The sequence below is a fragment of the Ureibacillus chungkukjangi genome (assembly GCF_044795995.1).
GTDB lineage: Bacteria > Bacillota > Bacilli > Bacillales_A > Planococcaceae > Ureibacillus > Ureibacillus chungkukjangi.
Map to the genome: position 1 here is coordinate 3,430,419 of NZ_CP085009.1, position 25,905 is coordinate 3,456,323.

Sequence of the window (25,905 nt, forward strand, 5' to 3'; positions counted from 1 at the left end):
ATTAACAGCTCTTAGGAACTTTTATAAATTAATGAAATAATTTAATTTCCTTTTTAAACAGCTTTTGCAATGTGCTTGTGTAAAGCTCATGCTCAAGTGCATGAATCTTGGCTTCTGTTGCAGAACGATTTCCTTCTACAACATCTACTGCCGCCTGACTAAGAATTGGACCAGTATCCAAACCCTCATCAACAAAATGAACCGTTACGCCCGTAACCTTGACACCATGCTCTAATGCTTGTCCAATAGCATCTTTGCCCGGAAACGCAGGGAGTAAGGAGGGGTGAATATTCACAATTCGATTCGAATAAGCAGACAGTAAAGTGTTACCTATTAAACGCATGTATCCAGCAAGAATTACCCATTGTACTTCATGCTCTTTTAGAATATTAATAATTTCCTGCTCATAATCTGCTTTTGATTCATATTGCTTTGCAACGAACGAGAATACTGGAATGCCAAAATTTTCTGCACGTTTTACAACGTAAGCATCTGGTTTATCCGTTACGACGACTCCAATCTCTGCATCTAGCTTCCCGTTTTCGATAGCTGTTTGGATTGCTTGAAAATTGCTCCCGCTACCAGAAGCAAATATGGCAATTTTGGTAGTCATTATTTCAAGCTCCCATCATGTGACCCGTTAAATACGACACCTTCTCCTTTAACGACACGACCAATTTTGTAAGCTTGTTCACCATTTTCTTCTGCAATGGCAAGAACCTTGTCCGCTTCGGAAGCTGGAACTGAAAGAACATATCCAATGCCCATATTAAAAACGTTATATAAATCTTTATCAGCTAAAGCACCTTTGTCCTGTAAAAAATCAAATATACGTAAAACTGGCCAAGAGCCTAGCTCGATTTCAGTAGCTAATCCCTCAGGCATCATACGAGGAAGGTTTTCATAGAAACCGCCACCTGTAACATGGGCCATACCGTGAATATCTGCTTGCTTCAAGATTTCGAGCACAGGCTTTGCATATATTTTAGTGGGTACAAGCAAGGCTTCGCCGATTGGACCAAGATCCTCATAGCCATCCACAACCTCGTCAACTGCGAATCCATTATCAGTAAAGACAATTTTACGAACTAGCGAATAACCGTTGGAATGAACACCGCTTGAAGCTAGACCAATTAGAACGTCACCTTCTGCAATTTTCTCTCCAGTAACGACATTCGCTTTTTCACAAGCCCCTACTGCAAACCCCGCTAGATCATATTCATCTTCTTCGTAAAGTCCTGGCATTTCAGCTGTTTCCCCGCCAATTAAAGCACATCCAGCTTGCACACAGCCATCTGCTACGCCCTTTACGATTTGTTCAATTTTCGCAGGTTCAGCTTTTCCAACTGCCACATAATCTAAGAAATAAAGTGGCTCTGCACCCTGAGCAACGATGTCGTTAACACACATTGCCACACAATCAACGCCAATTGTATCGTGTTTATCGACCATAAATGCAAGCTTTAATTTTGTCCCAACACCATCAGTACCTGAAATTAGAACCGGTTCCTTTAAGTTTAAAGAGGACAAGTCAAACATGCCTCCGAAGCCACCAAATGTACCCATTACACCTAAACGATTTGTACGTTCTACGTGGGATTTCATTCGGTTTACGGCCTCGTATCCAGCCTCAATATTAACGCCCGCTTGTTCATATGCTTTTGACATGACTGTTGAATCCTCCTCTTAATCATTTCGCCGCGATGTAGAAGTATCAGGGCAAGTGTTTAATGCTGCAATTCCTTCACATGTGGTAATACTGTATCTGGGAAAATCTCTGTTGGATAATCCCCTGTAAAGCACGCCATGCAAAGTCCGCGAGTTTCGTCCTCAAATGCACGTGCAGTAGCTTCTACCAGTCCATCTGCTGAAAGGAAGGTTAACGTATCCGCACCAATGGCTTCACGCATTTCCTCTACACTCATATTGGACGCAATAAGCTCTTCGCTTGTTGACGTATCTATACCATAGAAGCAAGGATTTTTCATCGGCGGTGATGAAATGAGAACATGGACTTCTGTTGCCCCAGCCTCTTTTAGCATGTTCACAATTCTACGTGATGTAGTGCCGCGTACAATGGAATCATCCACCATAATGACACGCTTCCCTTTAACCACCTGTACGACTGGCGAAAGCTTCATCTTCACTCCACGTTCACGAAGCTCTTGTGTAGGCTGAATGAAAGTACGACCAGTATAGCGATTTTTGATCAAACCAAGCTCATAAGGGATGCCGCTTTCTTCAGCAAAACCAATTGCCGCTGAAATTGATGAATCAGGAACACCTGTTACAACATCTGCTTCAATTCCAAAGCACTCTTTCGCCAATTGTTTCCCCATACGTTTTCGTGCAGCATGAATGTTTATTTCATCGATATTGGAATCTGGACGAGCGAAGTATACATACTCCATCGCACACATTGCACGTTTTTCCATTTGAACGAAGCGATCCTCTTCAATACCATTATCTGTAATGATCAATAGCTCCCCTGGTTCTACTTCTCTTACAAACTCAGCACCAATTAAATCAAATGCACAGGTTTCCGATGCGACAACATATGCATCTCCTAATTTACCAAGAGACAAAGGACGTAAACCATTACGATCACGGGCAACCATCATGCCTTCCTTTGTAAGAATCAAGAATGAAAAAGCACCTTTTAATAGAGAAAGTGATTCCTTTACTTGTTCACGGAAGCCTGGCTTTTTACTTTTCTTGATCAAATGGACAACAACTTCTGTATCAGAAGTAGATTGAAAAATACTTCCCGAGCGCTCTAAATGCTGCTTTAAATGATTAGCATTTACTAAATTCCCGTTATGGGCAATCGCTAATGTACCAGTTGAGGAACGGAATAATAATGGCTGTACATTTTCAATTCCCCCACCACCGGCAGTAGTGTAACGAACATGGGCAATTGCCGAGTTACCTTTGGCAGCACTTATGTTTGCCTCATTAAATACATCATTTACTAGTCCTTCACCTTTTACCGCACGAAGAGAGTGACCGTCAGTTACGACGATCCCTGCTCCCTCTTGACCACGGTGTTGAAGTGCATGTAGACCATAGTAGCTAAGTTGTGCAGCATCAGGATGTCCCCAAATTCCGAATACACCACATTCTTCGTTTAAGCCTCTGATTTCACCAAGCATGGGATAGCTCCTTTCCAAGCAGAACGGAATTCCTCCACTGTACCTTCTAAAAGAACGCCAGTATCACCGTTGATTGTAATATTTGCATCAGCTGTTACAATACCGATTTTCTTCGCATCAGGAATTACTTTTTCAAATGCAGCTGCATTTTCTTCTTTTACTGTCACAACAAAACGTGATTGAGTTTCACTAAATAAAGCCGTTACAGCAGAGCCTTCTAAAGTTACGTCTATACCTAAGCCCGCTGCTCCAAACGCTTTCTCAGCTAAAGCTACTGCTACGCCACCTTCTGAAACGTCATGTGCAGATTGTAATAACCCTTCACGGATTGCAGTTAAAATTGATTCTTGACGGCTTGCTTCTACCTCTAAATCAATATAAGGTGCTTTACCGAAGATTTTGCCGTAGACCAGCTTTTGTAGCTCAGATCCACCGAACTCAGTAGCCGTCTCGCCTACTAAGTAAACAACATCGCCAGCAGCTTTAACTTGTTGAGTAGTTACATGTGCCAAATCCTCTACTAAACCAACCATACCAATTGTTGGTGTTGGATACACCGCTTCACCAGAACGCTCGTTATAAAGGGATACGTTCCCACCGATTACTGGTGCATTCAGTGCTGTACATGCTGCTGAGATACCATCTGCTGATTTTTCAATTTGCCAGAAGATTTCTGGTTTTTCTGGATTCCCAAAATTTAGACAGTCCGTGATTGCAAGTGGTCGCCCACCTGAAGCAACGATATTACGTGCGGCTTCTGCTACTGCAATTTTCCCACCCATTTCAGGATCTAAGAAAATATAACGAGAGTTACAGTCAGTTGTCATTGCAAGACCTTTATTTGTACCACGAACACGTAATACAGCCGCATCTGATCCAGGTGCAACAATTGTATTTGTACGTACTTGGTAATCATATTGGTCGTAAACCCACTCTTTAGAAGCAATTGTTGGTGCCTGAAGCAATCCTAGTAAAGTATCTTTATAGTTAACTACTTCTGGTTCACTATTTTCAATTGCTTGGAACTCTGCAAAGTATGCAGGCTCCTGTGATGGCTTATTGTAAACTGGTGCATCTTCAGCAAGCGCATCAGCAGGAACCTCTGCAACCACTTCTCCTTTATGTAATAAACGAAGCATTTTATCATCTGTAACGCGGCCAATTGCTACAGCATCTAAACCGTATTTTTCAAAAATCACTTTGATTTCATCTTCGCGCCCTTTTTTCACAACGAGTAGCATGCGTTCTTGTGATTCAGATAACATCATTTCGTAAGCTGTCATTCCTGTTTCACGTTGAGGTACTAGATTTAAATTCATTTCCACGCCAGAACCAGCTTTTGAAGCCATTTCTGCTGACGATGAAGTAAGACCTGCTGCACCCATATCCTGAATTCCTACAAGAGCATCTGACTTTACAACCTCTAGACATGCTTCAAGTAAAAGTTTTTCCATGAATGGGTCCCCAACTTGAACTGCTGGTCGCTTTTCTTCTGAAGCTTCTGACAGTTCTTCCGATGCAAATGTCGCACCATGAATTCCATCACGACCTGTTTTAGCACCAACGTACATCACTGTGTTACCAACTCCAGCAGCAATTCCGCGCTGAATGTCCTTATGGTCGATTAGGCCAACACACATTGCGTTTACAAGTGGATTCCCCTCATAGCATGGATCGAATTGAATTTCGCCACCTACTGTTGGAATACCGATACAGTTTCCGTAGCCAGCAATCCCTGCAACTACTTCTTCAAACAAATACTTACCACGCTTAGTTTGTAATTCACCAAAGCGTAATGAGTTTAACATGGCAATCGGACGAGCACCCATTGAGAAAACGTCACGGATAATCCCGCCTACACCAGTTGCAGCACCTTGATATGGTTCAATTGCTGAAGGGTGATTATGTGATTCCATCTTGAAAACAACCGCTTGTTCATCACCAATATCAACAATCCCTGCACCTTCACCAGGACCTTGTAAAACTTGAGGACCTTTTGTAGGGAATTTACGTAATACTGGTTTTGAATTTTTGTAAGAACAGTGTTCAGACCACATTACAGAGAATAGACCTGTTTCAGTCCAGTTTGGAAGACGACCTAAGATACCCTCTACCATTGCAAATTCTTCATCTGACATACCCATAGAAGCATATAGCTTTTGTTCTTTGATTTGCTCTTTAGTTGGTTCTAAACTAACTGACATGTGATTCCCTCCACATTTTTACAATAGATTTAAATACCTTAAGTCCGTCGTCACTACCTAGTAATGTATCCACAGCACGCTCTGGGTGAGGCATCATTCCTAGTACATTTCCTCGTTCGTTAATGATTCCTGCAATATCCTCAAGACTACCATTTGGATTTTCCCCTGAATATGTAAATACAATTTGATTGTTCGCTTTTAACTCAGCTAGTGTTTGGTCGTCACAGAAGTAGTTTCCTTCTCCATGTGCGATTGGAACATTGATAATTTGGCCAGCTTCATATTGATGTGTAAATAATGTATCGTTATTTTCAACTTTCAACTCAACAGTACGACACATGAACTTTAAGTTTTTGTTTCGAAGTAATGCTCCTGGAAGTAAGCCTGCTTCAGTTAAAATTTGGAATCCGTTACATACACCAAGGACTGGCTTGCCTGCTTCAGCAAACTTTTTCACTTCTGCCATAACGTTCGATTGGTTAGCCATTGCACCACAGCGTAAATAGTCGCCGTAAGAAAATCCTCCCGGTACTAAAACGCCATCAAATTCGCTTAAATCTGTTGCGTCGTGCCAAACGTATTCTACTTCTTCACCTAGTTCGTCTTTGATCGCATGATACATATCAACGTCACAGTTTGACCCAGGGAAAACAAGTACTGCGAATTTCATGATTAGTTAGCCTCCTCGACTTCGTAGCGGTAATCTTCAATCACTGTGTTTGCAAGAAGCTTTTCACACATTTCTTTTACTAGAGAATCTAGATCGCGCTCTGTATCACCAATTACAACCTCTAAATATTTACCAATACGGATATCCTGAACCTCGTTGTAACCCATTTTCACCAATGAACCTTGTACAGCTGACCCTTGTGGATCAAGTACACTTTCGCGTAATGTAACGTAAATTTTAACTTTAGTCATTTCTATTTTCCTCCAAGTCTAGCAAGAATAATTTCATATACATCTGTTAAACTACCTAAATCACGACGGAACACGTCTTTATCAAGCTTTTGTTTTGTTTCTGCATCCCAAAGACGGCATGTATCTGGTGAAATTTCATCTGCCAAGAGTACATTTCCATCCTTATCACGGCCAAATTCAAGCTTAAAGTCTACTAAAATAACGCCGACTTCTTCAAAAATTGGTTGAAGAACACTATTAACCTTTAAACCTAGTTCATAGAGAATTCCGACTTCTTCCTTTGTAGCAATCCCCAAAATATCGATATGCTCGTTATTAATGATTGGATCTCCTAAGGCATCATCTTTATAGTAGAACTCTACAATCGTACGGCTTAGCGGTGTTCCTTCTTCAAACCCAAGTCGTTTCGCAAGACTGCCCGCAGCGATATTACGAACCACAACTTCGATTGGGATAATATCAACCTTGCGAACTAGTTGTTCGTTTTCAGAGATACGCTCCACAAAGTGTGAATCAATACCTTGCGTTTTTAATTTTTCGAAAATTACAGTTGTAATGCGGTTGTTTAGTATACCTTTTCCAGCAATCTCTGCCTTCTTTTCACCGTTAAATGCAGTAGCACTATTTTTATACTCAACGAACAAAACATCCTCTTGCTCTGTTTGGTATAAACGTTTTGCTTTCCCCTCATATAAAAGCTGACCTTTATTCATGACGCGTGCCTCCAATTATTTTTCATTCATCTCCCACTTAGTATGGAAGATGAATGATTATTATCAATGGTTACTAGCGAAAATCAGTTAATCATTTAATCAAATTCGCCTTGGCGTATTTGCTCGCCCAGATTTTATCGAGCTTAGGCCTGCACGATGCAGGTCAGTTAGCCGTTGTCGTAGGACGCGACGATTTTAGGCTAACTTCCTCTTTAAACTTCATTTGAAAATCTGTGGCATCCGCCGGAGGCTTAGCATATTCATTGAAGTTTACTTCAATGAATATGCTAGTTTAGTCCAAGACGTTCAAAGATCATATCTACATTTTTAATGTGATAGTTATAGTCGAAGCAGTCATCAATCTCTTCTTTTGATAATAAAGAAGAAACTTTTTCGTTTGCTTCTACTAATGGGCGGAATTGCTTTTGTTCATCCCATGCAATAGCAGTAAGTGGTTGAACCGTATCATAAGCTTCCTCACGTGATAAGCCCTTATCGATTAATGCAAGCAAGATACGTTGTGAGTAAATTAATCCGAATGTGCGATCCATATTGCGTTTCATGTTTTCAGGGAATACCGTTAAGTTCTTCACGATGTTTCCAAAACGGTTTAACATGTAGTTTAATCCGATAGTTGCATCTGGAATAATTACGCGCTCTGCCGAAGAGTGTGAGATATCACGCTCATGCCATAAAGATACGTTTTCATAAGCTGTTAACATATATCCGCGTAATAGACGAGCAATACCTGTCATGTTTTCAGAACCGATTGGGTTACGCTTATGCGGCATTGCAGATGAACCCTTTTGACCTTTTGCAAATCCTTCCTCTACTTCACGTGTTTCAGATTTTTGCAGGCCGCGAATTTCTGTTGCAAACTTTTCAATAGAAGTTGCAATTAGAGCTAAAGTTGAGAAGTATTGCGCGTGACGGTCACGTTGTAATGTTTGAGTCGAGATTGGTGCAGCTTGTAGACCTAATTTTTCACAAACATATTGTTCAACGAATGGATCGATGTTGGCATAAGTTCCAACTGCTCCTGACATTTTACCTGTTTCAATTACCTGTGCAGCAGTATCAAAGCGTTCAAGGTTACGTTTCATTTCCTCAAGCCATAATGCAAGCTTTAAACCAAATGTCGTTGGCTCAGCATGTACACCATGAGTACGTCCCATCATTACAGTGTATTTATGCTCTTTTGCTTTTTTAGTTAAGATATCGATAAAGTTCACGATATCTTTACGTAAGATTACGTTTGCTTGTTTGATTAGATATGATAGAGCCGTATCAACTACGTCTGTTGAAGTTAGACCGTAGTGAACCCATTTACGTTCTTCCCCACAAGTTTCAGATACCGCACGAGTGAAGGCTACTACATCATGACGCGTTTCTTTTTCGATTTCATAGATACGATTAATATCAAATGAAGCGTTTTGACGAAGTAATGCTACGTCTTCTTTTGGAATGTCCCCAAGCTCAGCCCATGCCTCACAAGCTAAAATTTCAACTTCTAACCAAGCTTTAAATTTGTTTTCCTCTGTCCAAATTGCGCCCATTTCCGGACGTGTATAACGTTCGATCATGTTTTCTTCTCCTTTTATTCTGACCAGATGCCAGAATGCTCGATTTCTTTAAGTGTGTCGTCAATATTATCTGTCAAAATCGTTACATGCCCCATTTTACGATCCACTTTTGCTTGAGTCTTCCCATAAAGATGGATGGACCAACCAGGATACTTAGAAATAGAATTACTTAATGGCATCACATGCTGACCTAGAACATTCACCATTATCGATGGTTTCATAAGCTTTGGTGCTCGAAGTGGCCATCCACAAATCGCTCGAATATGCTGACCAAATTGAGATACATTACAAGCTTCAATGGAGTAATGCCCTGAATTATGAGGTCTAGGTGCAAGCTCATTAATGATAATTTCACCATTTTCTAAGACAAACATTTCTACAGCTAATGTACCAACAAGCTCTAGATGATCTGCTATTTTCTTCGCAGCTTCAACCGCTTTGTTGTAAGTTTCATCAGCAATACGTGCAGGTACAATCGTTTCATGCAAAATGTGATGAACATGGATATTCTCCCCAACAGGTAGACAATACGTCTCCCCCTGTCCATTTCGCTGAACAATGACAGATATCTCTTTTTCAAAAGGAACGAAACCTTCAGCAACACATTGCGAATGCTCAAATAGCTCTTTTGCCAATGGTAAATCATCTTTTGAAGTTAATAGTTGTTGACCCTTACCATCATAGCCACCACGTGAGGTTTTCACAACACTTGGATAGCCAATTTTGTCGATTTGATTCAATAACTCGTCGTAATTCTTTGCTACTATGTATGGTGCAACAGGACAACCAGCTTCTACAATTGCAGCCTTTTCTGTTACACGGTCCTGAGTGATGCGAACTAGCTCAGCACCCTGTGGAACATATGCAATCTCTGTTAACCTCTTTAAGCCTTCATAATCTATGTTTTCAAATTCAAACGTAATTACGTCACTAACATCTGCTAACTCTTCTAATGCAGCCTCATCATCAAAAGGAGCTACAATTCGAATATCGGCAACTTGCCCACAAGGCGAATCCATCGCTGGTTCAAGTACAGCAATTTTATATCCAGCCTCTTTTGCTGAAAGAGCCATCATACGGCCTAATTGACCACCACCAATAATGCCGATTGTCTGTCCAGGGAAAATCATTTTTGTCATGATAAGTCACCCGTGCTTTCTAATACTTGCGCCTTAATGGCTTCACGACGTGCATCCAGTCTTGCTGCTAACTCATTATCTGTAATCGATAAAATTTGAGCTGCTAATAGTCCTGCATTTGTTGCCCCAGCTTTTCCAATTGCAACTGTTGCAACTGGTACACCACCTGGCATTTGTACGATTGATAGCAATGAATCCAATCCATTTAACGCTCTTGATTGGACCGGTACACCGATAATAGGTAAAGTTGTTTTAGCTGCAACCATTCCTGGTAAATGAGCCGCTCCACCTGCACCTGCAATAATTACTTGAATTCCTCTTGAACGAGCGTTCTCTGCATATTCAAACATAAGATCGGGCGTACGATGCGCAGAAACTACTTGCTTCTCATAAGGCACCTGTAGCTCTTCAAGAATATCGCATGCATGCTTCATCGTTTCCCAGTCACTAGAACTTCCCATAATAACACCGATTTTTGGATTCATTTCAATCTCTCCTTCAATCTTCGCTCTTCTTTACGATTACGCTTTAATGTCTTTAAAACTAAATATATTTCAATCAATTTTTTCTGGAATGACTATCTAGCCAATTAAGCTTGATAGTTTACATCAATTTGTTAACACTTTTCCATTTGAACAATAAAATAGCCCTCAAATAATCCACTCTCTCCTACACGAAGAAAGCAGATTACTTGAGGACATAAGATTGAAAGAGAATGAAGTGAACATAGTACACACCCACACCTTTCTATATACCAAAAGCTCGCTTTCCCGCATAGTCCAACATTTTCGGTGTCGGGTAGAGACACTAGAGCCATATTCTCTAGCATATATGTGGGATATCATATTTAATGGTGACTAAATTACTTACTTACTTACTTACTTACTTACTTACTTACTTACTTACTTACTTACTTACTTACTTACTTACTTACACGTCCTCTGCAATCATTGTCTTGTGATTTGTTTCAAGCACTTACATGACCATGCTAGAGGCTAATCTTCTAAAATAGTATTTTTCAATATTTTTAGAAGTTTTACTTCCTTCTCACATTTTAACAACCCTTCAGAAGAAAATCAACGGTAAAATGCGAACGATAAATTTTCAGAAAACGGTAATGTTCGTATTTAGGTTAAAAGTCTCCTTATTCTTCTAGCAAAATCCCCTTAAACATAATCTTTTGACGTAGATACGTCGGCTCTCCGTCCACAATGTGAAATACCGGTTCTTCCTTACGTCCCATTGCCATATATCCCTGTTCCTTCATACGCTCTAGACATTGATCAATTGTTTCATTTTCTTCAACTTCAAACCAAATTTGTTTTTTTCCCATGCTTAATTCCTTTCAATCATTGTAGTAACAATCATAACAAATATTAAATCGTCATTTCTGATAAAGTATTTAAATTCTTTATTAATTTACCTATTACAGTTGCATTCAAAATGGATATCCTTTTTCATATTTTTCAGCTTAACATCGCTGAAATGATTATTCCAAAATATATAACAAATATTTTCATAAAAGTGGGGTTTTCTCATTAATTTCTAATGGAGATTATGTATGATTTTATATAAGAAGAAAAAAGTGAGCTGATAAGATGACTGATAAAATTTTAATTATCGAGGATGAAGAGAATATTGCCCGTGTTCTGCAGTTGGAGTTAGAGTTTGAGGGCTATGAGGCAGATGTTGCTCATACAGGAACGAGTGGCTTAATAAAGTATCGCGAGGGAAGCTTTGATTTAATACTTCTTGATTTGATGTTACCTGAGATGCATGGTTTGGACGTTTTAAAGCGAATCCGTGCTACAGAGCAAAACACGCCGGTCATTTTACTAACTGCTAAAAGTGAGGTTGATGATAAGGTCAAGGGATTAGATCTCGGCGCAAACGATTATGTAACAAAGCCCTTTGAAATCGATGAATTATTAGCACGTATCCGAAATTCTATTCGATTTTCTAAGATGAAAAACCCTAAATCACTGGCTGATGAAAAAGATACTCATCTAGTAAGCTATGGACCTCTTTCTATTCATGAGCAAACCCGTGACGTGCTTTACTTTGAAAAGCCGGTTGAGTTAACTCCACGAGAGTATGATTTACTGCTCTATTTGCTTAAACACGCAAAACAGGTTTTATCACGGCAGCAAATCCTGGAGGCTGTGTGGGGCTTTGATTACTTTGGCGATACCAATGTAGTAGATGTCTATATTCGTTATATTCGTCAAAAGCTAGAGTCGGTAAACCCTACAGCTATTATAAAGACTGTGAGAGGCGTTGGTTATGTCTTAAAGGAGTCCAATCATGAAGCTTAGGACAAAAATCCATCTTATCACTACTTTGCTTATGCTGATTTTATTGGCATTAATGAATAGCGGTGTTTATGTGCTATATGAGCAGCTGGCTATCAATACTGAATATAAGCAATTAAAAGTGCGAGGAGAAGAACTTTTAACGTCTTTTAATCAATTAACCGATGTAGCAGTAACTGATCCATATATAGTTCTACGTGCTTATATGCCAACAGATGGTGCAATTCGGCTATTAGATGCGTCTGGAAAACAATTGAGTTCAGTTGATGCTTCACTGGAAATCGAAAATATCAAGCTGGAATTAGGGAAAGATGAAAACTATGCCAAAAGAGAGATAGAAGGCACTCCTGTCATTATGATTGAAACCCCTGCCATTTGGATTGATGGGAGTGTTGTTAAATTACAGCTATTACAGCGTTTAACTGAAGTTGCGAATAATGCTGAGTTGTTAAAGCTAATTCTCATCGCTGTTACAACTATAATAGCCATCCCTCTTTTACTTTCCAATATGGCACTAAGCCGCATCATTTTAAAGCCATTAGACCGTCTAAATCTAGCTATGAAGAAAAGCCGAACGACTGGTACCTATGAAAAAATTGAAAAAGCAGAGGCTGGTAAAGATGAGCTTGCTGAAATTGGGAGAACATTTAATGGAATGATGGAGGCTCTTGAAACAAACTACAAAAAGCAGGAACAATTTGTATCTAATGCTTCCCATGAGCTAAAAACCCCTCTTACAGTAATCGAAAGCTATGCGAAGCTTTTGTTACGAAGAGGCTTTACGAATGAAAAGGTAGCTCAAGAAGCCTTAGAAGCAATCGCATATGAATCGGACCGCATGAATGATTTAATCGTTCAAATGCTAGAGCTAGCGAAGAATAAAGAGAATGCCTCCCTTTCTATTAATCAGGTAGACGTCTCCTTACTTCTTGAAAGCACAGTATCCCAAATGCACCAAGCCTATAATAGAACATTTGAAATACAAGGAGATTCACATCTATCCGTTCAAACAGACGGAAAAAAACTAAAGCAGCTTTTATTTATTATTTTGGATAATGCACGAAAATATAGTGAAGATAAAATTATTATCACTACAAGGAAGCAAGAAAAATCAATCTCTATCGCTATTCAAGATTTTGGTGAAGGAATAGCACAAGAGCAGATTCCTCATCTGTTTGACCGTTTTTATCGGGTAAGTAAGGATCGGAACAGAAAAACGGGTGGTTCAGGGTTAGGTCTTGCAATTGCAAAAGAGCTATCTAAGAAGCTGCAAATCGTTATTAACGTTCAAAGTGAATTAGGTGGAGGAGCATGCTTCACACTGTTAATTCCCTTCAAAATAGAAGCTAAGCAGGAGGAGCAAAAATGACAAAGTACACTAAAGGGATGATTGCTTTAGTCATCCTGATGATAACCGTTACCGCCTTTGTCATTTGGCTTATTCATGATCGCTTTTTTGAGTCCACAGCCGAGCTTACTGTACAAGAAGCCTCACAGATGATTACTAACCTCTATGGAGGCTCTGTGGAATCGATTGAAGAGAAGGACGATATTTTCTATATCTCTGTCGTTCGAAATAATCTAACCTATGATTTTCAAATCGATACACAAACCGGCAGCATCCTTCAATTAACTAAGAATGACAACAAATTACCTAATGCTCTAACTAATGTGAAAACAAAGGAGGAAATTCAAGCTTTAATAATGGCTCACCAAAAAGGTTCTATTCATTCTATAAGCTATCAAGATGCTGCAGAGCAGCCTCAGTATATAGTTGAGATATTAGAACAGGAAAATTTAAAAACAGTAGTTATGCATGCCATTACAGGTGAAATACTGTCTGAAGAAGTGAAACAACCAAACACATCTGATAATCATACACTATCAATACTTTCTAGTGAACAAGCAAAACAAATTGCCCTATCCCAGCTCAATGGCACAGTGGAATATGTAGTATATGAGGCGGCTAATGATGGAGGCTATTATCTCGTTGAAATAGACGGAGAAAATCAAGAATCCATCTTTCAAATACATGCCGTTTCTGGAAAAGTGATGTCTGTGACTAAAGAGGACGACGATAGTGACGATGATGATTAGAAAAGCTTCATAGTATTCTAATGGAATCCTAATCTTTCTCTCTCCTTCTTATAATTTACCGCCAGTATTATAAAGGTATCAAATAAGTTTAAGGAGAGAACACATGAAAAAGATAATTTTAGTACCTGCTTTATTAGGAATAATGAGTATTGGAGGAGTAATCGCCGTATCTGGTGACAACCTAGTTGGTTCTGCTAATTCTTCTAAAGAATTAACAAAAAATGAAATAGAGAAAAAAGCATTGGCAGAAGTAGATGGAAAAATCACTGAAATTGAATTAGAAAAAGAAGGGGCTGCACTTCTTTATGAAGTAGAAATAGTAACTGCCGATGCAGAGCATGACCTAAAATTCAACGCCTTGACTGGTGAATTACTAAAGAAAACAAAAGATGATATTAAAAAGTCTAAGCCTAATACGAATATAAATTCAAACAGCGCATCTAAAGATCATCCAGTACCTTATCAATATTCTCATGGGGATGATGATGATTTTGATGATCAATATGATGACGATGATTTTGATGATGATGACTGGTATGATGATGATTTTGATGATAACGATGACAACAGGTATGATAATTAATCTATAGATAATGAGGGAGTAAAACAACACGGTTTACTCCCTTTTCAATTTGTAACATAGCAGCTAACTTCGACGTCTAGTGTCGAGCAGATACTCATGTACAGTATTTCTTTTTCTTATACGCACCGATGAACCTTCGGCTTTAATAATAGTTGGGCTATTTTTGAATATAAAAAAACCACTGATTAATCAGTGGTTTCGTTGCCTAGCGACGTCCTACTCTCACAGGGGGAAGCCCCCAACTACCATCGGCGCTAAAGAGCTTAACTTCCGTGTTCGGTATGGGAACGGGTGTGACCTCTTTGCCATCATCACTAGACTTGCACATAGATGTGCTGGCTTCGCCTTTGCAACATGGACGTTGCGCTCTTAGGCGAAGTTCCTATTTGTTTCTGAAAGAAGCTTGTTCTCTCAAAACTGGATAAAGACATTGATTGCATTCAAGATTTTGGTTAAGTCCTCGATCGATTAGTATTCGTCAGCTCCATGTGTCACCACACTTCCACCTCGAACCTATCTACCTCATCGTCTTTGAGGGATCTTACTTACTTGCGTAATGGGAAATCTCATCTTGAGGGGGGCTTCATGCTTAGATGCTTTCAGCACTTATCCCGTCCACACATAGCTACCCAGCGATGCCTTTGGCAAGACAACTGGTACACCAGCGGTGTGTCCATCCCGGTCCTCTCGTACTAAGGACAGCTCCTCTCAAATTTCCTACGCCCACGACGGATAGGGACCGAACTGTCTCACGACGTTCTGAACCCAGCTCGCGTACCGCTTTAATGGGCGAACAGCCCAACCCTTGGGACCGACTACAGCCCCAGGATGCGATGAGCCGACATCGAGGTGCCAAACCTCCCCGTCGATGTGGACTCTTGGGGGAGATAAGCCTGTTATCCCCGGGGTAGCTTTTATCCGTTGAGCGATGGCCCTTCCATGCGGAACCACCGGATCACTAAGCCCGTCTTTCGACCCTGCTCGACTTGTAGGTCTCGCAGTCAAGCTCCCTTGTGCCTTTACACTCTACGAATGATTTCCAACCATTCTGAGGGAACCTTTGGGCGCCTCCGTTACCTTTTAGGAGGCGACCGCCCCAGTCAAACTGTCCACCTGACACTGTCTCCTGCCCCGCTAAGGGGCATGGGTTAGAATTTCAATACAACCAGGGTAGTATCCCACCGACGCCTCCCTCGAAGCTGGCGCTCCGAGTTCTCTGGCTCCTACCTATCCTGTACAAGTTGTACCAAAATTCAATATCAGGCTACAGTAAAGCTCCACGGGGTCTTTCCGTCCTGTCGCGGGTAACCTGCATCTTCACAGGTACTATAATTTCACCGAGTCTCTCGTTGAGACAGTGCCCAGATCGTTACGCCTTTCGTGCGGGTCGGAACTTACCCGACAAGGAATTTCGCTACCTTAGGACCGTTATAGTTACGGCCGCCGTTTACTGGGGCTTCAATTCAGAGCTTCGCTTGCGCTAACCCCTCCTCTTAACCTTCCAGCACCGGGCAGGCGTCAGCCCCTATACGTCACCTTACGGTTTTGCAGAGACCTGTGTTTTTGCTAAACAGTCGCCTGGGCCTATTCACTGCGGCTCTCATTGCTGAGAGCACCCCTTCTCCCGAAGTTACGGGGTCATTTTGCCGAGTTCCTTAACGAGAGTTCTCTCGCACACCTTAGGATTCTCTCCTCGACTACCTGTGTCGGTTTGCGGTACGGGCACCTCCCGCCTCGCTAGAGGCTTTTCTTGGCAGCGTGAAATCAGATACTTCGCTCATAAGAGCTCCCCATCACAGCTCAACGTTACAGGAAGCGGATTTGCCTACTTCCACGCCTTACTGCTTGGGCGTACTCAACCAACGGTACGCTTATCTTATCCTACTGCGTCCCCCCATTACTCAAACGGCGGGGAGGTGGTACAGGAATATCAACCTGTTGTCCATCGTCTACGCCTATCGGCCTCGACTTAGGTCCCGACTAACCCTGAGCGGACGAGCCTTCCTCAGGAAACCTTAGTCATACGGTGGATGGGATTCTCACCCATCTTTCGCTACTCATACCGGCATTCTCACTTCTAAGCGCTCCACCAGTCCTTCCGGTCTGACTTCAACGCACTTAGAACGCTCTCCTACCACGGAACATCTAAGATGTTCCATCCACAGCTTCGGTGAATCGTTTAGCCCCGATACATTTTCGGCGCAGCGTCACTCGACCAGTGAGCTATTACGCACTCTTTAAATGATGGCTGCTTCTAAGCCAACATCCTGGTTGTCTAAGCAACGCCACATCCTTTTCCACTTAACGATTACTTTGGGACCTTAGCTGGTGGTCTGGGCTGTTTCCCTTTTGACTACGGATCTTATCACTCGCAGTCTGACTCCCGTGTATAAATATCTGGCATTCGGAGTTTGTCTGAATTCGGTAAAGCGAGATGCCCCCCTAGTCCAAACAGTGCTCTACCTCCAGTATTCTCAATCACGAGGCTAGCCCTAAAGCTATTTCGGAGAGAACCAGCTATCTCCAGGTTCGATTGGAATTTCTCCGCTACCCACACCTCATCCCCGCACTTTTCAACGTGCGTGGGTTCGGGCCTCCAGTGAGTGTTACCTCACCTTCACCCTGGACATGGGTAGATCACCTGGTTTCGGGTCTACGACCACGTACTCATTCGCCCTATTCAGACTCGCTTTCGCTACGGCTCCGCCTTCTCAGCTTAACCTTGCACGTAATCGTAACTCGCCGGTTCATTCTACAAAAGGCACGCTATCACCCATTAACGGGCTCTAACTACTTGTAGGCACACGGTTTCAGGATCTATTTCACTCCCCTTCCGGGGTGCTTTTCACCTTTCCCTCACGGTACTGGTTCACTATCGGTCACTAGGTAGTATTTAGCCTTGGGAGATGGTCCTCCCGGATTCCGACGGAATTTCACGTGTTCCGCCGTACTCAGGATACACTCAAGAGAGAATGAACTTTCGACTACGGGGCTTTTACCCGCTACGGCGGACCTTTCCAGGTCGCTTCGTCTAACTCATTCCTTTGTAACTCTTATGTTGAGTGTCCTACAACCCCAAGAGGCAAGCCTCTTGGTTTGGGCTCTTCCCGTTTCGCTCGCCGCTACTCAGGGAATCGAATAATTTCTTTCTCTTCCTCCAGGTACTTAGATGTTTCAGTTCCCTGGGTCTGCCTTCAAGACGCTATGTATTCACGTCAAGATACTGTTCCATTACGAACAGTGGGTTCCCCCATTCGGAAATCTCCGGATCAAAGCTCACTTACAGCTCCCCGAAGCATATCGGTGTTAGTGCCGTCCTTCTTCGGCTCCTAGTGCCAAGGCATCCACCGTGCGCCCTTAATAACTTAACCTAGTTCGGCTTCCAATCCACATCGTTATACTGTGTCAACTGCACTCACTCACATCCTCATGTACTAAAGTACACTGCGGTGTTCGCTCGCTTGTTTCCTTGTCTAACTCGTGTCTTGAAACCCTCGATTAAAAGTTACTGCTTTTCTTAAAAAGAAAAGACTTAAGAACTACACAATCAATTACTTGAATTTTGTTGCTTTCAATGTCGTTTTATCCAGTTTTCAAAGAACAAGTTTTGAAGTTTCATTACTGAACCTTCAAAACTGAACACAAAACGTTAATGTTGGTTTGACCTCGGAAGGTCAACCATTCCGTTAATAATCCTTAGAAAGGAGGTGATCCAGCCGCACCTTCCGATACGGCTACCTTGTTACGACTTCACCCCAATCATCTGTCCCACCTTCGACGGCTGGCTCCCAAAAGGGTTACCCCACCGGCTTCGGGTGTTACAAACTCTCGTGGTGTGACGGGCGGTGTGTACAAGGCCCGGGAACGTATTCACCGCGGCATGCTGATCCGCGATTACTAGCGATTCCGGCTTCATGTAGGCGAGTTGCAGCCTACAATCCGAACTGAGAACGGTTTTATCGGATTAGCTCCCCCTCGCGGGTTGGCAACCGTTTGTACCGTCCATTGTAGCACGTGTGTAGCCCAGGTCATAAGGGGCATGATGATTTGACGTCATCCCCACCTTCCTCCGGTTTGTCACCGGCAGTCTCCTTAGAGTGCCCAACTAAATGATGGCAACTAAGAACAAGGGTTGCGCTCGTTGCGGGACTTAACCCAACATCTCACGACACGAGCTGACGACAACCATGCACCACCTGTCACCACTGTCCCCGAAGGGAAAGCTATGTCTCCATAGCGGTCAATGGGATGTCAAGACCTGGTAAGGTTCTTCGCGTTGCTTCGAATTAAACCACATGCTCCACCGCTTGTGCGGGCCCCCGTCAATTCCTTTGAGTTTCAGTCTTGCGACCGTACTCCCCAGGCGGAGTGCTTAATGCGTTAGCTGCAGCACTAAGGGGCGGAAACCCCCTAACACTTAGCACTCATCGTTTACGGCGTGGACTACCAGGGTATCTAATCCTGTTTGCTCCCCACGCTTTCGCGCCTCAGTGTCAGTTACAGACCAGAAAGTCGCCTTCGCCACTGGTGTTCCTCCAAATCTCTACGCATTTCACCGCTACACTTGGAATTCCACTTTCCTCTTCTGCACTCAAGTCCCCCAGTTTCCAATGACCCTCCACGGTTGAGCCGTGGGCTTTCACATCAGACTTAAAGGACCACCTGCGCGCGCTTTACGCCCAATAATTCCGGACAACGCTTGCCACCTACGTATTACCGCGGCTGCTGGCACGTAGTTAGCCGTGGCTTTCTAATAAGGTACCGTCAAGGTACAGCCAGTTACTACTGTACTTGTTCTTCCCTTACAACAGAGTTTTACGATCCGAAAACCTTCTTCACTCACGCGGCGTTGCTCCATCAGGCTTTCGCCCATTGTGGAAGATTCCCTACTGCTGCCTCCCGTAGGAGTCTGGGCCGTGTCTCAGTCCCAGTGTGGCCGATCACCCTCTCAGGTCGGCTACGCATCGTCGCCTTGGTGAGCCGTTACCTCACCAACTAGCTAATGCGCCGCGGGCCCATCCTATAGCGATAGCGTAAACCATCTTTCAACATTCCAACAGGAGAAGGAATGTATTATTCGGTATTAGCCCCGGTTTCCCGGAGTTATCCCCAACTATAGGGCAGGTTGCCCACGTGTTACTCACCCGTCCGCCGCTAACTTTAGAAAAGCAAGCTTTTCTAAAGTCCGCTCGACTTGCATGTATTAGGCACGCCGCCAGCGTTCGTCCTGAGCCAGGATCAAACTCTCCATAAAAGAGAAAATTTGATAAAGCTCAAATTTTGTGCTGGCATCAATTTTGATGTCCAAAATTTTGTTTCTCTAATTTAATAGAAGAAACTATGTTCATTAACGTTTTGTTGTTCAGTTTTCAAGGTTCACATATCACTTTAACAGTAACTTTAATATTGTAGCATTTCACTATCGTGATGTCAACAACTTTCAATTACGCTTGTTAAAAGCAACTTTTATAATATAACATTTATATTAGTAGATGTCAATTGTTTTTTGTATCGTTATTACTACAAGCAACTAACGACTTTACTAATACTATCACTCGTTTGAATCAAAAGCAATACTTATTTTAATAACATATTATTTATATGATACTCTTTGAGCGACTTAACTACTATATCACTATAATTATTGCTAAGCAAGTATTTTGTATAATAATTCAACTAAACATAAATATTATTTTTTTATTATAAATGTATAGTTATATTAATCTTATATAAAACATTACTACTATCGGCCTTCTATCGAAAAGCAAGATTCTGTAGAGATAGATAATATATTTATATTAGATTCTTCTCCACTCATAAGTATTAGTAGTGCCATTCAACATTTTATAATGGCAAATTTTCAATACAAAACTATTATTTTAGTTATAAATGGTAAAGATACACCCAGAGATATGTACCAAAGACAAAATTACAAACTGGAAGGTTATCAATACGAGGTCTTAAAAGTCGAAGTGTAATTTTACAGGAGATGTTTTATTACATCTCCTCTATATTATTAAAAAGGGACTGCTTCTAGATTTACCGGCGTCACTATTCCTCTTTCCCAATCGGTTTTAATGACACTATAGCAAATTGAGTCGTGAATGGTACCGTCCTTATTCTCCCACGCGCTTCTCAAATACCCCTCTTTTACAAAGTTGCAATTACTCAAAGTCTTTCTCATCGCGTAATTATCGCTACGAGTGTATGCTTCAATTCTAATTTTGCTATCTTGTAAATTAAATATGTAATCTACCATCCACTTAATAGTTTCGCTTCCATAACCAAGTCCTCTGTATATACTGTCTAATCTAATATCAAATAGCGGTATCGTATCACTAATATCATGTATAATGATTAAACCAATCTTTTTGTTGGATAGTTCAATCCAAAAGGTCTCACGATTCTCATTGTACCAGCCCTTATTAACTGAATGAACAATTTGTTCTTGTGAAACATTTGGGTCTGTGTGATACTCCCAGAAATTACTTGTCATAAACGAGATCATTTCATTTAGTTCATTTTGAAATAATTTAAATTGTAAATTTCCCATCTCTACCAGCTCCTGTCTAACAATAACCATCTATATAGCTTTAACCTTTATTTCTTATAATCTCTTGGTGATCTTTAGCTAGTTTAAGTAAGTCGAAATTGTCTTGTTGAATTAAATCCATCAATTCATTAGCCTCTTTCCAAGCCATATCATACATAGACTTATCAATTACTCCATTAGTTAGAGCCTCATCAAGTTCCTCTTCATCTAACAGTATTATTTCTCCTGTCGGAAATACAACAATATCCAAATATAAATCATCCATCCACGGAATATTCTTCTCACTGCCAATTTCATAGCAAATATCTATATACCATTGAACAATCTTACCTTGAGTATCAAACATTGTAGTAACGGAATAGTTCTTTCCAATTGGGAAATGCTGTAGCCATGAAAAACCGTTATTAACTATACAAACTTCTTTCCCACCATTTTTTACAATCAAGGGCTCAGATACTTCCTTGATATTGAGCAAGGTGATATATCCCTTAAATATTTCATCCTGATAATAGATTTGTTGATATTCTCGTTTCAAAACTCGTTTCCAATTTGTCCGATTACCGTATTTTCTTTTTAACATCTTCCCCTCCTCCACTTAAAGCAGATTTCTACTATCCTTTTATTCTAAGTTCATTTGTTTGAATAATCAAAAAATAAAGCTAATATTTATATACAGATTCTTTTAGGGGGAGATTTATATGCGTGATAGGGGTTCTTGTATACTTGTAAAGAATCAAAAAATTGTATTAATTAAAAGAATAAGAGAAGGGATAGTTTATTATGTATTTCCAGGAGGAGGAATAGAAGAGGATGAAACACCTGAGGAAGCAACTAAAAGAGAAGTCCTTGAGGAATTAGGAGTTAAAATTCATGTTGAAGATTGTTTTCAAATCATCCAATACAATGGCACACAGTATTTTTTCAAAGAAGAAATCATTGAGGGGAATATCGGGAATGGACAAGGTGAAGAATTTACTAATCCAACTAGGAATCGTGGTACCTATGAACCTATGCGGATTCCTATTGGTAATCTTCATCTTATTGATGTAAGACCTAGTGAAGTAGCTGCTAGTATACAAGCTATTTTCATAAAATAACCTGGACTACACATAATTCCTTGTTACTCTTGGTTCTCCTATTTCTCGAGGTTATACTTCAGTAAGCATTTCTTTTCCTCATACGCACCGATGAACCTTCGGTTTTAATAATAGTTGGGTTATTTTTAAATATAAAAAAACCACTGATTAATCAGTGGTTTCGTTTGCCTAGCGACGTCCTACTCTCACAGGGGGAAGCCCCCAACTACCATCGGCGCTAAAGAGCTTAACTTCCGTGTTCGGTATGGGAACGGGTGTGACCTCTTTGCCATCATCACTAGACTTATTTAATTGAAAGAAGCTTGTTCTCTCAAAACTGGATAAAGACATTGATTGCATTCAAGATTTTGGTTAAGTCCTCGATCGATTAGTATTCGTCAGCTCCATGTGTCACCACACTTCCACCTCGAACCTATCTACCTCATCGTCTTTGAGGGATCTTACTTACTTGCGTAATGGGAAATCTCATCTTGAGGGGGGCTTCATGCTTAGATGCTTTCAGCACTTATCCCGTCCACACATAGCTACCCAGCGATGCCTTTGGCAAGACAACTGGTACACCAGCGGTGTGTCCATCCCGGTCCTCTCGTACTAAGGACAGCTCCTCTCAAATTTCCTACGCCCACGACGGATAGGGACCGAACTGTCTCACGACGTTCTGAACCCAGCTCGCGTACCGCTTTAATGGGCGAACAGCCCAACCCTTGGGACCGACTACAGCCCCAGGATGCGATGAGCCGACATCGAGGTGCCAAACCTCCCCGTCGATGTGGACTCTTGGGGGAGATAAGCCTGTTATCCCCGGGGTAGCTTTTATCCGTTGAGCGATGGCCCTTCCATGCGGAACCACCGGATCACTAAGCCCGTCTTTCGACCCTGCTCGACTTGTAGGTCTCGCAGTCAAGCTCCCTTGTGCCTTTACACTCTACGAATGATTTCCAACCATTCTGAGGGAACCTTTGGGCGCCTCCGTTACCTTTTAGGAGGCGACCGCCCCAGTCAAACTGTCCACCTGACACTGTCTCCTGCCCCGCTAAGGGGCATGGGTTAGAATTTCAATACAACCAGGGTAGTATCCCACCGACGCCTCCCTCGAAGCTGGCGCTCCGAGTTCTCTGGCTCCTACCTATCCTGTACAAGTTGTACCAAAATTCAATATCAGGCTACAGTAAAGCTCCACGGGGTCTTTCCGTCCTGTCGCGGGTAACCTGCATCTTCACAGGTACTATAATTTCACCGAGTCTCTCGTTGAGACAGTGCCCAGATCGTTACGCCTTTCGTGCGGGTCGGAACTTACCCGACAAGGAATTTCGCTACCTTAGGACCGTTATAGTTACGGCCGCCGTTTACTGGGGCTTCAATTCAGAGCTTCGCTTGCGCTAACCCCTCCTCTTAACCTTCCAGCACCGGGCAGGCGTCAGCCCCTATACGTCACCTTACGGTTTTGCAGAGACCTGTGTTTTTGCTAAACAGTCGCCTGGGCCTATTCACTGCGGCTCTCATTGCTGAGAGCACCCCTTCTCCCGAAGTTACGGGGTCATTTTGCCGAGTTCCTTAACGAGAGTTCTCTCGCACACCTTAGGATTCTCTCCTCGACTACCTGTGTCGGTTTGCGGTACGGGCACCTCCCGCCTCGCTAGAGGCTTTTCTTGGCAGCGTGAAATCAGATACTTCGCTCATAAGAGCTCCCCATCACAGCTCAACGTTACAGGAAGCGGATTTGCCTACTTCCACGCCTTACTGCTTGGGCGTACTCAACCAACGGTACGCTTATCTTATCCTACTGCGTCCCCCCATTACTCAAACGGCGGGGAGGTGGTACAGGAATATCAACCTGTTGTCCATCGTCTACGCCTATCGGCCTCGACTTAGGTCCCGACTAACCCTGAGCGGACGAGCCTTCCTCAGGAAACCTTAGTCATACGGTGGATGGGATTCTCACCCATCTTTCGCTACTCATACCGGCATTCTCACTTCTAAGCGCTCCACCAGTCCTTCCGGTCTGACTTCAACGCACTTAGAACGCTCTCCTACCACGGAACATCTAAGATGTTCCATCCACAGCTTCGGTGAATCGTTTAGCCCCGATACATTTTCGGCGCAGCGTCACTCGACCAGTGAGCTATTACGCACTCTTTAAATGATGGCTGCTTCTAAGCCAACATCCTGGTTGTCTAAGCAACGCCACATCCTTTTCCACTTAACGATTACTTTGGGACCTTAGCTGGTGGTCTGGGCTGTTTCCCTTTTGACTACGGATCTTATCACTCGCAGTCTGACTCCCGTGTATAAATATCTGGCATTCGGAGTTTGTCTGAATTCGGTAAAGCGAGATGCCCCCCTAGTCCAAACAGTGCTCTACCTCCAGTATTCTCAATCACGAGGCTAGCCCTAAAGCTATTTCGGAGAGAACCAGCTATCTCCAGGTTCGATTGGAATTTCTCCGCTACCCACACCTCATCCCCGCACTTTTCAACGTGCGTGGGTTCGGGCCTCCAGTGAGTGTTACCTCACCTTCACCCTGGACATGGGTAGATCACCTGGTTTCGGGTCTACGACCACGTACTCATTCGCCCTATTCAGACTCGCTTTCGCTACGGCTCCGCCTTCTCAGCTTAACCTTGCACGTAATCGTAACTCGCCGGTTCATTCTACAAAAGGCACGCTATCACCCATTAACGGGCTCTAACTACTTGTAGGCACACGGTTTCAGGATCTATTTCACTCCCCTTCCGGGGTGCTTTTCACCTTTCCCTCACGGTACTGGTTCACTATCGGTCACTAGGTAGTATTTAGCCTTGGGAGATGGTCCTCCCGGATTCCGACGGAATTTCACGTGTTCCGCCGTACTCAGGATACACTCAAGAGAGAATGAACTTTCGACTACGGGGCTTTTACCCGCTACGGCGGACCTTTCCAGGTCGCTTCGTCTAACTCATTCCTTTGTAACTCTTATGTTGAGTGTCCTACAACCCCAAGAGGCAAGCCTCTTGGTTTGGGCTCTTCCCGTTTCGCTCGCCGCTACTCAGGGAATCGAATAATTTCTTTCTCTTCCTCCAGGTACTTAGATGTTTCAGTTCCCTGGGTCTGCCTTCAAGACGCTATGTATTCACGTCAAGATACTGTTCCATTACGAACAGTGGGTTCCCCCATTCGGAAATCTCCGGATCAAAGCTCACTTACAGCTCCCCGAAGCATATCGGTGTTAGTGCCGTCCTTCTTCGGCTCCTAGTGCCAAGGCATCCACCGTGCGCCCTTAATAACTTAACCTAGTTCGGCTTCCAATCCACATCGTTATACTGTGTCAACTGCACTCACTCACATCCTCATGTACTAAAGTACACTGCGGTGTTCGCTCGCTTGTTTCCTTGTCTAACTCGTGTCTTGAAACCCTCGATTAAAAGTTACTGCTTTTCTTAAAAAGAAAAGACTTAAGAACTACACAATCAATTACTTGAATTTTGTTGCTTTCAATGTCGTTTTATCCAGTTTTCAAAGAACAAGTTTTGAAGTTTCATTACTGAACCTTCAAAACTGAACACAAAACGTTA

General features: G+C 42.4%; 18 protein-coding genes, 5 rRNA genes and 1 riboswitch. Of the genes, 5 read left to right on the top strand and 18 right to left on the bottom strand.

Going from position 1 to position 25,905, the window contains the following annotated elements:
* Positions 1-28 precede the first annotated feature (28 nt).
* The 11 genes from purN to LG296_RS17040 all read right to left on the bottom strand — a co-directional run bounded on the left by purN (position 29) and on the right by LG296_RS17040 (position 11,045).
* On the bottom strand, positions 29-613 hold the full coding sequence (purN, locus tag LG296_RS16990) for a phosphoribosylglycinamide formyltransferase (RefSeq protein ID WP_107935906.1): 585 nt from the start codon (positions 611-613) through the stop codon (positions 29-31).
* The gene (purM, locus tag LG296_RS16995) at positions 613-1,668 is read right to left on the bottom strand and encodes a phosphoribosylformylglycinamidine cyclo-ligase (RefSeq protein WP_107935908.1); all 1,056 of its coding nucleotides are present in this window, start codon (positions 1,666-1,668) and stop codon (positions 613-615) included. Before purM ends, purN begins: the two co-directional genes overlap by 1 nt.
* Positions 1,669-1,727: 59 nt before the next feature.
* Complete coding sequence (purF, locus tag LG296_RS17000; RefSeq protein WP_107935910.1) at positions 1,728-3,152, bottom strand: amidophosphoribosyltransferase; 1,425 nt, start codon at positions 3,150-3,152, stop codon at positions 1,728-1,730.
* Positions 3,128-5,356: a phosphoribosylformylglycinamidine synthase subunit PurL gene (purL, locus tag LG296_RS17005; protein ID WP_107935913.1), complete on the bottom strand. Its 2,229-nt coding sequence runs from the start codon at positions 5,354-5,356 to the stop codon at positions 3,128-3,130. The genes purF and purL overlap by 25 nt, the downstream gene beginning before the upstream one ends.
* Entirely contained in the window at positions 5,346-6,026 is a 681-nt protein-coding gene (gene purQ, locus LG296_RS17010; protein ID WP_107935915.1) for a phosphoribosylformylglycinamidine synthase subunit PurQ, read from the bottom strand. The genes purL and purQ overlap by 11 nt, the downstream gene beginning before the upstream one ends.
* 2 nt (positions 6,027-6,028) lie before the next feature.
* On the bottom strand, positions 6,029-6,277 hold the full coding sequence (gene purS / locus LG296_RS17015; protein WP_107935917.1) for a phosphoribosylformylglycinamidine synthase subunit PurS: 249 nt from the start codon (positions 6,275-6,277) through the stop codon (positions 6,029-6,031).
* Positions 6,278-6,279: 2 nt separating this feature from the next.
* Positions 6,280-6,990 (bottom strand): phosphoribosylaminoimidazolesuccinocarboxamide synthase, encoded by a 711-nt coding sequence (purC, locus tag LG296_RS17020; protein ID WP_107935919.1) that lies wholly within the window; start codon positions 6,988-6,990, stop codon positions 6,280-6,282.
* 287 nt (positions 6,991-7,277) lie between these two features.
* Positions 7,278-8,573: an adenylosuccinate lyase gene (gene purB, locus LG296_RS17025; RefSeq protein WP_107935921.1), complete on the bottom strand. Its 1,296-nt coding sequence runs from the start codon at positions 8,571-8,573 to the stop codon at positions 7,278-7,280.
* A 14-nt stretch (positions 8,574-8,587) separates the two neighbouring features.
* Positions 8,588-9,712, bottom strand: coding sequence for a 5-(carboxyamino)imidazole ribonucleotide synthase (purK, locus tag LG296_RS17030; protein ID WP_107935923.1), 1,125 nt, complete (start codon positions 9,710-9,712; stop codon positions 8,588-8,590).
* Positions 9,709-10,197: a 5-(carboxyamino)imidazole ribonucleotide mutase gene (gene purE / locus LG296_RS17035; RefSeq protein ID WP_107935925.1), complete on the bottom strand. Its 489-nt coding sequence runs from the start codon at positions 10,195-10,197 to the stop codon at positions 9,709-9,711. The genes purK and purE overlap by 4 nt, the downstream gene beginning before the upstream one ends.
* Positions 10,198-10,467: 270 nt before the next feature.
* A riboswitch (purine riboswitch) is annotated at positions 10,468-10,567 on the bottom strand.
* Positions 10,568-10,856: 289 nt separating this feature from the next.
* Positions 10,857-11,045 carry an NETI motif-containing protein gene (locus tag LG296_RS17040; protein WP_107935927.1) on the bottom strand — a complete coding sequence of 63 codons (189 nt, stop codon included), beginning with the start codon at positions 11,043-11,045 and terminating at the stop codon, positions 10,857-10,859.
* 265 nt (positions 11,046-11,310) lie between these two features.
* Here LG296_RS17040 and LG296_RS17045 point away from each other — a divergent pair, with 265 nt between their 5' ends.
* The 4 genes from LG296_RS17045 (at position 11,311) to LG296_RS17060 (ending at position 14,704) form a co-directional block, all read left to right on the top strand.
* Positions 11,311-12,027, top strand: coding sequence for a response regulator transcription factor (locus tag LG296_RS17045; RefSeq protein WP_107935929.1), 717 nt, complete (start codon positions 11,311-11,313; stop codon positions 12,025-12,027).
* Positions 12,017-13,393, top strand: a complete 1,377-nt coding sequence (locus LG296_RS17050; RefSeq protein ID WP_107935931.1) for a cell wall metabolism sensor histidine kinase WalK — start codon at positions 12,017-12,019, stop codon at positions 13,391-13,393. Before LG296_RS17045 ends, LG296_RS17050 begins: the two co-directional genes overlap by 11 nt.
* Complete coding sequence (locus tag LG296_RS17055; RefSeq protein ID WP_107935933.1) at positions 13,390-14,121, top strand: PepSY domain-containing protein; 732 nt, start codon at positions 13,390-13,392, stop codon at positions 14,119-14,121. The genes LG296_RS17050 and LG296_RS17055 overlap by 4 nt, the downstream gene beginning before the upstream one ends.
* Before the next feature lie 103 nt (positions 14,122-14,224).
* A complete protein-coding gene (locus LG296_RS17060) occupies positions 14,225-14,704 on the top strand; it encodes a PepSY domain-containing protein (RefSeq protein WP_107935935.1) in 480 nt (159 codons plus the stop codon).
* A gap of 203 nt (positions 14,705-14,907) precedes the next feature.
* Here the strand turns inward: LG296_RS17060 and rrf (LG296_RS17065) are convergent.
* From rrf (LG296_RS17065) to LG296_RS17085, 5 genes are all read right to left on the bottom strand, one after another.
* Positions 14,908-15,023, bottom strand: a 5S ribosomal RNA gene (gene rrf / locus LG296_RS17065).
* Positions 15,024-15,152: 129 nt separating this feature from the next.
* Positions 15,153-18,075 (bottom strand): 23S ribosomal RNA (locus tag LG296_RS17070).
* Between the two features lie 329 nt (positions 18,076-18,404).
* Positions 18,405-19,958, bottom strand: a 16S ribosomal RNA gene (locus LG296_RS17075).
* The 16S, 23S and 5S rRNA genes sit together here, the layout of an rRNA operon.
* A gap of 762 nt (positions 19,959-20,720) precedes the next feature.
* Positions 20,721-21,257, bottom strand: coding sequence for a GNAT family N-acetyltransferase (locus LG296_RS17080; RefSeq protein WP_107937911.1), 537 nt, complete (start codon positions 21,255-21,257; stop codon positions 20,721-20,723).
* 40 nt (positions 21,258-21,297) lie between these two features.
* Entirely contained in the window at positions 21,298-21,837 is a 540-nt protein-coding gene (locus LG296_RS17085) for a DUF402 domain-containing protein (RefSeq protein WP_107937910.1), read from the bottom strand.
* A gap of 118 nt (positions 21,838-21,955) precedes the next feature.
* Between LG296_RS17085 and LG296_RS17090 the strand changes: the two genes are divergently transcribed.
* The gene (locus tag LG296_RS17090) at positions 21,956-22,354 is read left to right on the top strand and encodes an NUDIX domain-containing protein (protein WP_107937909.1); all 399 of its coding nucleotides are present in this window, start codon (positions 21,956-21,958) and stop codon (positions 22,352-22,354) included.
* A gap of 166 nt (positions 22,355-22,520) precedes the next feature.
* Here the strand turns inward: LG296_RS17090 and rrf (LG296_RS17095) are convergent.
* Positions 22,521-22,636, bottom strand: a 5S ribosomal RNA gene (gene rrf, locus LG296_RS17095).
* A gap of 65 nt (positions 22,637-22,701) precedes the next feature.
* Positions 22,702-25,624: ribosomal RNA gene (locus LG296_RS17100) — 23S ribosomal RNA — on the bottom strand.
* Positions 25,625-25,905: the final 281 nt, after the last annotated feature.